At 69.6% G+C, this 8,763-nt stretch carries 10 protein-coding genes and 1 pseudogene; 3 read left to right on the top strand and 8 right to left on the bottom strand.

The features are described 5' to 3' along the window. Together ACFTZL_RS10595 and ACFTZL_RS10590 are read right to left on the bottom strand one after the other, a co-directional pair. Positions 1-190, bottom strand: a 190-nt coding sequence (locus ACFTZL_RS10595) for a DUF664 domain-containing protein (RefSeq protein WP_382580182.1), incomplete at its 3' end; no start/stop codon positions are given. 44 nt (positions 191-234) lie between these two features. Continuing rightward, a complete protein-coding gene (locus tag ACFTZL_RS10590; protein ID WP_382580180.1) occupies positions 235-861 on the bottom strand; it encodes an SAM-dependent methyltransferase in 627 nt (208 codons plus the stop codon). Between the two features lie 87 nt (positions 862-948). On the opposite strand from ACFTZL_RS10590, the gene ACFTZL_RS10585 reads away from it, so the two are divergent. Beyond that, on the top strand, positions 949-1,557 hold the full coding sequence (locus ACFTZL_RS10585; protein ID WP_382580178.1) for a helix-turn-helix domain-containing protein: 609 nt from the start codon (positions 949-951) through the stop codon (positions 1,555-1,557). Positions 1,558-1,774: 217 nt separating this feature from the next. Further along, positions 1,775-2,446 (top strand): enoyl-CoA hydratase-related protein, encoded by a 672-nt coding sequence (locus ACFTZL_RS10580; RefSeq protein WP_382580176.1) that lies wholly within the window; start codon positions 1,775-1,777, stop codon positions 2,444-2,446. A gap of 134 nt (positions 2,447-2,580) precedes the next feature. Here ACFTZL_RS10580 and rox read toward each other — a convergent pair whose 3' ends face one another. Next, a complete protein-coding gene (gene rox, locus ACFTZL_RS10575; protein ID WP_382580174.1) occupies positions 2,581-4,047 on the bottom strand; it encodes a rifampin monooxygenase in 1,467 nt (488 codons plus the stop codon). Positions 4,048-4,245: 198 nt separating this feature from the next. After that, positions 4,246-4,446 carry a hypothetical protein gene (locus ACFTZL_RS10570; protein ID WP_382580184.1) on the bottom strand — a complete coding sequence of 67 codons (201 nt, stop codon included), beginning with the start codon at positions 4,444-4,446 and terminating at the stop codon, positions 4,246-4,248. On the opposite strand from ACFTZL_RS10570, the pseudogene ACFTZL_RS10565 reads away from it, so the two are divergent. Further along, a pseudogene (locus ACFTZL_RS10565) lies at positions 4,373-4,587 on the top strand (TauD/TfdA dioxygenase family protein); the annotation flags it as partial. The gene ACFTZL_RS10570 and the pseudogene ACFTZL_RS10565 overlap by 74 nt on opposite strands. Before the next feature lie 50 nt (positions 4,588-4,637). Here ACFTZL_RS10565 and ACFTZL_RS10560 read toward each other — a convergent pair. The 4 genes from ACFTZL_RS10560 to ACFTZL_RS10545 are packed head-to-tail and all read right to left on the bottom strand — an operon-like array spanning position 4,638 to position 8,641. Further along, positions 4,638-5,879 (bottom strand): vanadium-dependent haloperoxidase, encoded by a 1,242-nt coding sequence (locus tag ACFTZL_RS10560; protein ID WP_382580172.1) that lies wholly within the window; start codon positions 5,877-5,879, stop codon positions 4,638-4,640. 58 nt (positions 5,880-5,937) lie between these two features. Continuing rightward, complete coding sequence (locus ACFTZL_RS10555) at positions 5,938-6,744, bottom strand: ABC transporter ATP-binding protein (RefSeq protein WP_382580170.1); 807 nt, start codon at positions 6,742-6,744, stop codon at positions 5,938-5,940. Further along, the gene (locus ACFTZL_RS10550; protein ID WP_382580169.1) at positions 6,720-7,583 is read right to left on the bottom strand and encodes an ABC transporter permease; all 864 of its coding nucleotides are present in this window, start codon (positions 7,581-7,583) and stop codon (positions 6,720-6,722) included. Before ACFTZL_RS10550 ends, ACFTZL_RS10555 begins: the two co-directional genes overlap by 25 nt. Further along, entirely contained in the window at positions 7,580-8,641 is a 1,062-nt protein-coding gene (locus ACFTZL_RS10545) for an ABC transporter substrate-binding protein (RefSeq protein ID WP_382580167.1), read from the bottom strand. The genes ACFTZL_RS10550 and ACFTZL_RS10545 overlap by 4 nt, the downstream gene beginning before the upstream one ends. Positions 8,642-8,763 lie beyond the last annotated feature (122 nt).

Raw genomic sequence — 8,763 nt, 5'->3', positions numbered from 1 at the left:
GGAGGCCGAGCAGGTTCGTGCCTGAGGGCACGGCGGCTGTTCGCACCTGCGGTTCGGGGGCGCCGTCCACCTTCGCGGCGATCGAGATCCGGAGGTAGTCGAGGAATCCGCGCAGAACCTCGGCCTCGTTGCTTCCGGTCCGGGGCGGCGGGGTGTCGCGGCGGCGGCTGCGGCGCGTGGTGCTGGGCACCGTAGTCTCCCTTCTCTCGTCGGGGGCCGGCGTCGGCCGCCGTGTCAGGCGGTGCGGCGGATGAGGAGGACGTGGTCGGTGACCTCGGCGGTGCGCCCGTCCGGTCCGGTCGCGATCCGGCGGGGTGCGTCGGCCCGCTCGACCGTCCAGGTCTGCTCGGCCAGGTCGATACCCGCGGCGACTTCCCGCGGGCTCGGGTAGCGGATGCCGGGATCCTGGTTCCACGACCACGGCGCGGCCGAGCCGTGGTCGACGACCAGCAGCCGCCCGCCCGGGCGCAGTGCGTGCGCGGCCGAGCGCAGGACGGTGGCCCGGTCCAGGTCGAAGGGGGTGTGGAGGTAGTGGGCGCAGACCAGGTCGAATCCGCCGGGCGGCCAAGACTCGCGCAAGTCGGCCCGCACGGTGGTGACGTGGTCGCCCAGGCCGTGTGAGCGGGAGAGGGCGGCGAGCCTCTCGACCGCCACGGCCGATATGTCGACGGCGGTGACGTGCCAGCCAAGTCGGGCGAGCCACAACGCGTCGCCGCCTTCGCCGCATCCGAGGTCCAACACGTCACCGGGCGGCAGGCCCGTCACCGTCTCGGTGAGGCGGACATTCGGCTGCGGGCCGTCGGCTGCCGGTCGGGCCGCGTAGACGCCGTCCCAGAACGCGACCGCATCGGTGGTGCTCATCAAGGCTCCTTGTGTCGGGATGCGCTCAGTCTTGCCAGGCACCCCACGACCTGGCACGGAATCTTGCGGTTACGGCAAGATGGCCTGATGGATCGCAAGACGGACGACGAAGTGCTTGACGGGGTGGGGCCGCGGCTCCGCGCACTGCGTCGTGCCCGCGGCATCACCCTCGCCGACCTCGCGGCGACGACCGGCACGTCGGAGAGCACTCTGTCCCGGCTGGAGAGCGGGCAGCGCCGGCCGAGCCTGGAATTGCTGCTGCCGCTGGCTCGCACCTATGACGTTCCGTTGGACGACCTCGTCGGTGCCCCGCGCACCGGCGACCCCCGGATACACCTCAAGCCGATCACGCGGTTCGGGATGACCTTCGTGCCCCTGTCCCGGCGACCGGGCGGTGTGCACGCGTTCAAGATGATCATCCCCGCCCGGCCGGAACCACTCGAACCGACCCCGCAGACCCACGAAGGCTTCGAATGGCTCTACGTGCTCAACGGACGCCTGCGGCTCGTGATCGGCGAGCGCGATCTGACGCTGCCGCCCGGTGAGGCAGCCGAGTTCGACACGTCCTTGCCCCACTGGCTGGGCAGCGCCGACGGCGGCGCGGTGGAGCTTCTCATCCTGTTCGGCCTGCAAGGGGTACGTGCGCACGTACGCACCGACCCTCATCGATCCGACCAGGCCGGGGGACGGCGGTGAACTCAGCGGGAGATCCTGCGTGATGCCCCGGGCTCCCTCTTGCACGTTCCACGCCATCCACCTTAAGTTACTCGCAGGTAATGAACGCTCGACGGCGGCCGTCCTCACCCGCTGACAGGAGGCGCTGAAGGCGCGGTGATCATGTGCCGGGCCGGGGCCACTCCTCACGGCCGTGACCCCTCACCCACCCACTCCCACCGTTTCAGGAGTTCCGCGCATGCCCACTCTCGACTGTCAGGACAATGTCTTCGTACTCGACCTGGGAGACGGCGAGAACCGCTTCCACCCCGACTGGATCACCGCAGTCAATACCGCGCTGGACGAGGTGGAAAAGGCCGAGGGACCCCGTGCGCTGGTGACCGCCGCGACGGGCAAGTTCTACTCCAACGGCCTGGACCTGGACTGGCTGTTCGCCAACTCCGACCAGTACCAGGACTACGTCAACTCCGTCCATCAGCTCTTCGCGCGTGTGCTGTCGCTGCCGGTGATCACGGTCGCGGCCCTGCAGGGGCACACGTTCGCCGCCGGGGCCATGTTCTCGCTGGCCCACGACTTCCGCGTGATGCGTGCCGATCGCGGCTACTGGTGCCTGCCCGAGGCCGACATCAACATTCCCTTCACCCCCGGCATGGCCGCGCTGATCCAGGCCCGGCTGGCTCCGCAGACCGCCCACGTGGCCATGACCACCGCCCTGCGCTACGGGGGCCAGGACGCGCTCGCGGCCGGCATCGTCGACCAGGCAGTGGGAGAAGAGGCCGTGCGCGACGCTGCTCTGGAGATCGCGCGAGCGCGGTTGTCGAAGGCCGGTGACACCCTAGGCACCATCAAGGCCCGCATGTACGCGCCTGCCCTGGCCACCTTGCGAGACACCTCCAACCCTTTGGGCTGACTCCTCGGCCCGCATCATGCGCCGGCTCGCAGTTCGACCAGGCGCCGGGCTCGCCCGGCGGTTCGCCGCACAAGTCGGCGAACCGCCGATGACCTACCTCGCCTCGTGGCGCGTTGGTGGATGCTCAGGCGAAATCAGCTGGCGGGCTTGCCGAACCAGCGGGAGAGGTGGGCGTCCAGGTCCTGCTGATCGTCGCCTATCCAGGCGACGTGGCCGTCGGGGCGTAGCAGGACGCACGGAACATCCAGTACCGCGGTGGGATCCGCGAGGTGATCGACCCGGTCCGACCAACGGCCGACGGTCAGGCGTTCGGTGCGGTCCAGCAGCAGGCCGCGGCCGCGATGCAGCAGACCGTAGAGGTGGCCCTGTTTCACGTCGATGTCGCGCAGGCGGCGGCCGAGCAGGTCGGGGCCTTCGCCGAAGTCGTAGCGGATGCCGATCGCGGTGATCTTCTCGATCAGACGGCGGTTCACCTCGTCGAAGTCCATCAGTTCGGTGAGCAGCCTGCGCACGGCCTGCGGGCCCGGTTCGGTGGAGTGCAGTTCCATCTGGGCGCGGGTGTTGTCCAGCACGTCCTCGGCGACGGGACGGCGTTCGGCCTGGTAGGTGTCCAGCAGTGTTTCCGGCGCCCAGCCGCGGATCTGTGCGGCCAGTTTCCAGCCGAGGTTGAATGCGTCCTGAACGCCCAGGTTGAGGCCCTGTCCGCCGGTGGGTGGATGGATGTGTGCCGCATCACCGGCCAGCAGCACCCGACCGACCCGATAACGTTCGGCCAGCCGGGTGGCATCCCCGAAGCGGGACAACCAGCGCGGGGAGTGCACGCCGAAATCGGTTCCGGCGATGGCGCGCAACTGTTGTTTGAAATCCTCGAGGGTGGGCGGTTCCGCGCGGTCGCTGACTCCTGCGGCGGGGACCACGACGCTGTAGACCCCTTCGCCGAAGGGCCGGAGCCAGAATCGCTGATGAATCTCACGGATCTCGGTCACCTTGGCGGCGATCTCCCCCTGTGCCACGCCCACTTCCATCTCGCCCATCAGCGTCTCGGTCCGCGAGGGCTCGCCGGGGAAGCCGACGCCGAGCAGTTTGCGCACCGTGCTGCGCCCGCCGTCACAGCCGACGAGATAGCGCGCCCGCAACTGTTCGCCGTCGGCCAGCTCGACGGTCACACCCTCGTCGTCCTGCTCGAAATCGGCCACGGCACAACCGTGCCGGACCTGCGCACCCAGTTGGACCGCATGCTCTTCGAGCAGGTCGACGATGACCGGCTGCGGGATGCCCAGCAGGTAGGCATGCGCGGAATCCAAGCCCTTGGGTGCGGGTTTGGCGATGGCGGCGAAGAATCCGCCGGCCGGACGCTGCCTCCCGTGTTCGCGCATACGATCCAGCAGTCCGCGCATGGCCATCAGCTCGATACTGCGGATATGCAGACCGACGATGCGGACGAAGGAAACGGGCTCGGTTTCCTTCTCCAGAACGAGTACCCGCACATCGTGCAGCCGTAGTTCGGCGGCCAGCACCGCGCCGGCCGGCCCGCACCCGGCAATGATCACGTCGAACATGTCGTTCGACGACGGCTCGGCGGTGAACTGCGGAGATTCCATTGGTGTTGCCTTTCGGGAGTGCCTTGTCGTCAAGGCGCTCCCGGCGACACCTACGTCAATCGCCCGACCATGACGGGAAGGGGGAGCACCCACATCGATACAGCGTTCATGGGTCTCACCTCCTCGGGCGTTGTCGCGGTCAACCGCAAGCTACGAGCCCGGGCATCATCCCGTCCAGTTCTTTTGGCGCTGGGTTCGTCAGCGCAGTGCCGTTGCATTGGCGGGTGAGCCCACGCCGCCGGTGAGATTGAGGGGCTTGACGGTGACGAGGCTGCTCCAGCGGGCGTCGGACCGGCAGGCGTCGGCCAGAGCTGTCAGGTTCCACGTGACGTTCGTGCGGCGGCCGCCGGCGATCTCCGTCCTGCGGGCCGTGGTGCCGCCGCCCAACGGGGGCGACACCAACTGGGCCGACAGCCGGCTCGCCTACGAGTCGCTGTCGCCGGGCCTGCGGGCCTACGCCGACACGCAACGGAGCACCCGGTGGTGCGGGTGCATCCCGAGAGCGGCCGCAAGGGCCTGTTCGTGAACCCCGGTTTCACGGTCGGCCCGGCCCGGCCCTCCATCGTGCGGGGCGGGTGTGAGCCCTGAGGTCAGTGTCGGGCGAGCAGCAGTCTCTCGTTCCGCAGGACGTACCGTGCCGTGTCCGTGCCGAGCGTGATCCCCGCCTCGTCGGCCGACCGCGTGTGGATGCCGGAGAAGATCCGGGCGTCGACGTTCTCGTCCGAGAGCTGCTTCCAGGTGGTGTAGGTCCGGGTCACCCCGGGCGCGGTGGGGCTGGTCAGGTGGAACGGCGCGGTGCGCGCCCCGGCGAGCGCCGACAGGACGGTCTCCGCGGCGCCCGAGTAGGTGTTGTGGCCGCTGGGGTAGTCCGGATGCGCGGGGGTGGTGTGCAGCGGCGTCCAGTCCGGGTCGGGGTCGATGCCGCCGGTGCGGATCGCGGTGACGGGACGCCAGCGTTCGTAGGCGTACTTGCTGTCGGAGGTGGCGATCTGCGTGTCCACGAGCGCCACGTGGAAGAGCGCGACCAGCCGCGCCTGCCCGGCGATCCCCTCGTGCGTGCGCGAGAGGGCCACGCGCAGCGGCTCGGTGTACAGAGTGAGGGAGGAGCCCAGCCAGAAGGTGGCGGTCTCTGTCTGGTGGGCGCTGCGTGCGGTGCTGTCCGCGGCACCGTACGCCCGCACTTCCGCGAGGTCGGCGGCGTAGCGCCGCGCGTCCAGGGCGGGCGGCGGGCCGAGCCGGAACTGGCTCGGCGACTTCAGCAGGAAGGGCTTGGCGAGCCGGTTGCCGTACTGCGTCGCCGGAGCGTGGGCGGGGGGTGTCGGCTGCCAGACGCCCGGGGCCGCGGGCCGCACGGGATACGGCGCGTTGACCGAGGCGGGGTCGAGGCCGTCGCCCTCGCGGGAGGCGAGGAGGCGGTCCGCCTGCCGCTCCCCCGCCGCGATGCCGCGATCCTCCGCCGCGCCGTCCGGGATCGCGTCGAGGGTCTCCTCGAACGTCGCGTCGAGCTGCTCCGCACGGCTCGGGGCCAGCGTCACCAGCGCGCGGTGCACGGCCGCGGCGAGCGCCGCGTCCTGGTACGCGACGCGCTCGACGCCGGCGGGCACGCTCCGGGTGGCCCGGGCCGCGGCGAGCCAGCCGATGGCCCACGTACGGCTGTTGGTGACCTGGGTCGACGCACCGGCCGTCGCGATGGTCTCGGCCGTGGCGTCGTACCAGGCGAGCGCCGTGGAGGTACGGCCCGCCGCTGAGGCCTGCGGCACAGCGAGCGACGCGGTCAGCAGAGCCGCCGCGCCCAGGACGACGAGGGTGGGGCGGGTTCTGGTCGAACTCACGCTTTCTCCTTCGGTTTCGGTGAGGTCCAAAAGGTCGGTGAGGCATGGCGCGCTTCGGTCATGCCGGGCTGCCGTCCTCCACGAGGTCCACTCCGAGCTGTGCGAGCAGGCCGTCACGCAGGGCCGCGTACTCGGCGCTGCCGTGGCGGCGCGGCTCCGGCAGCTCCACCGGGATATCGGCGGCGATCCGGCCCTGGTCCAGCACCACCACCCGGTCCGCGAGAGCGATCGCCTCGTCGACGTCGTGCGTGACCAGGAGCACGGCGGGCCGGTGCCGTTCGCACAGCCGGCGCAGCAGGACGTGCATCCTGATCCGGGTCAGGGCGTCCAGGGCCCCGAACGGCTCGTCGGCGAGCAGCAGTTCCGGATCGCGTACGAGAGAGCGGGCGAGTGAGACGCGCTGCTGTTCGCCTCCGGACAACTCGACGGGCCAGGCCCGCTCGCGGCCTTCGAGGCCGACCTCGGCGAGGGCGGCCCGGCCGCGTTGTTCGGCATCCGGTCCGCCCAGGCCCAGGACGACGTTGTCGAGCACACGCTTCCAGGGCAGCAGCCGGGCGTCCTGGAAGACGACGGAGAGGCGGTCGGGGGCGGCGAGTTCACCGCTTGTGGCCACGTCGTGGTCGAGCCGGGCCAGTGCGCGCAGCAGTGTGCTCTTGCCGGAGCCGCTGCGCCCGAGCAGGGCCACGAACTCGCCCGGGGCGACGGTCAGGTCCAGCCCGTCGAGGATCCTGCGCTCGCCGAAGGAGCGCACCAGATTCCCGATCCGGACCGTGGCGCTCTCGGCCGCGCGGTCCTCGGTGGTCCACAGGCCCTCGACGGCGTCCTGGTCCTCCGTGCCGGTCAGTCCCCCAGTGTGCGCCGCCATGTCAGCGTCCTCCTCTCCACGAGCCGTACCAGAGCATCGGAGAAGAGCCCGAGGAGTCCGTACACGACGAGGCCGACGAGGATGATGTCGATCTGCCCGTACGTCCGCGCGAGCTCCATCATGTAGCCGATGCCGCTGGTGGCGTTGACCTGTTCGACGACGACCAGCGCGAGCCACGCGGCGGTCACCGCGAAGCGCATCCCGAGCAGGAAGCCGGGAAGGGCGCCGGGCAGCACCACGTGGCGGACGAACTGAAGCCTGCTGAGCCGCACGGTCTCCGCGAGCTCGGCGTAGCGGTTGTCGATGCCGCGCAGTCCGTTGTGGGTGTGGATGTAGACCGGAACGAAGACGCCCAGCGCGATGGTGACGACCTTCATCGTCTCGCCGATGCCGAACCAGAGGATCAGCAGCGGGATCAACGCCAGCGAGGGGATCGCCCGCTTGATCTGCACGGGGCCGTCGATGACCGCCTCGCCGATCCGGCTGAGCCCGGAGACCAGCGCGAGGAGCAGTCCGCCCGCGACTCCGAACACCAGCCCCAGCAGGGCACGTTGGGCGGAGGTCGCCAGGTTGGACTGGAGCCGGCCTTCCTCGATGAGATCGCCTGCCGCTGCCGCGATGGTCCAGGGTGCGGGCAGGCTCCGGGCGTCGATGAGGCCGGCGGCGGAGCCCACGGCCCAGACGGCGAGCAGCAGCAGCGAACCGATCGCCCACCCGTACGGCACGGGGCGTCCTGGCGCGAGACGCCTGCGGGTGCGACGGCCCGACAAGCGCCGGGCGGCGGGCACGGCCTGTTGTGTCACCGAGGGCCGCTGCTTGTCGGAGAGCGTCGTGCTCATGTCGACCCCCCTGCACCGGCGAGGGCGCCGGCGCCCACCGACTCGTATCGCCGGTCGAAGAGGAGGTCCGCCTTGAATGCCTTGTGGTCCTGCTCCTTCGCCAGCAAGTCGATGGTCTGCTGCTGACGCTGGATGGCACTGGTCCAGTCCGCAGGAATGTCGGGATCACCGGACCGCTGCACGAGGTATTCGCCGTCCTCGCGGCTCAGCCCCTGGTCCTTGACGTAATAACCCTCGATCCATTCCTTGGGGTGCTTGTCGATCCAGATCTGTGCGCGCGCCCAGAACTTGATGAGTTCTCTGATGGCGGCGGACTTCTGTGCGTCACTGACGGAATCGGTGAGCGCCCACAGGTGCCCTGGGTCGTCACGCAATCCGTGCTTGACGGTCGTCCCGCCGCTCTTTCCGTATTTCGTCAGATACCGCTTGATGTTGACTTCGCCCAGGGGTGCGGCATCCACCTGGTGATTTCCCAGTGCCGTGGGATAGACGTCGTCGGTGCTGGCCAGTTCGACGAGTGTGACGTCGTCCTGCGTGAGCCCGGCCTTCTGCAGGATCCGCAGCACCAGCGCACCCTGGGCCTGGCCCGGACTGTAGGCGATCTTCTTCCCGCGCAGGTCCGCGAGCGTCTTGATGCCCGCGCCGGGCGCGATGCCCAGCTCGTAGATCGGGTCCCGAAGCGGCTCCTTGCGGAACTCGGCCGCCACCAGCTTGGTGTCGAGGCCGGTCCAGTAGGCGTTGATCGACGGGATGTCCGCGGCTGAGCAGACGTCGAGAGCCCCCGCCCGGAAGGCCTCGGAGCACTTCGGGCCACCGCTGATGTTGGCCCACTTGACCTTGAAGGGCAGCTTGTCGATCTGCCCCGACAGCTCAAGCGCGACCTTGAGGTCCGGCGCCCCGACGGTGATGGAGGTGTCCGAGGAGACCTTGGCCGGGATCTTCTCGCTGGAGACGTCCTTGCCGACCTCCGTGGACGCCGAGTTGTCCGCACAGGAAGTCGACAGAAGGGAGAAGGACAAGGCGACCGCCGCCGCGGCCACGAACCTGGATCTGGGCATGCGTATACGCGAGGTCATTGATTCCTTCTTGAAAGCAGAGATCGAGGAAGACGGGCAGCGCGGCAGGCGTCAGATACACACGGCCGTGGCGATGCGCATCAGATCAATGGCCCGCCGTTTAC

Origin of the sequence: Streptomyces sp. NPDC056948, from assembly GCF_042674225.1 — a bacterium.
GTDB lineage: Bacteria > Actinomycetota > Actinomycetes > Streptomycetales > Streptomycetaceae > Streptomyces > Streptomyces purpurascens.
Note: the sequence above shows the minus strand (reverse complement) of the source record. Positions and strands in the feature narration are given on the sequence as shown.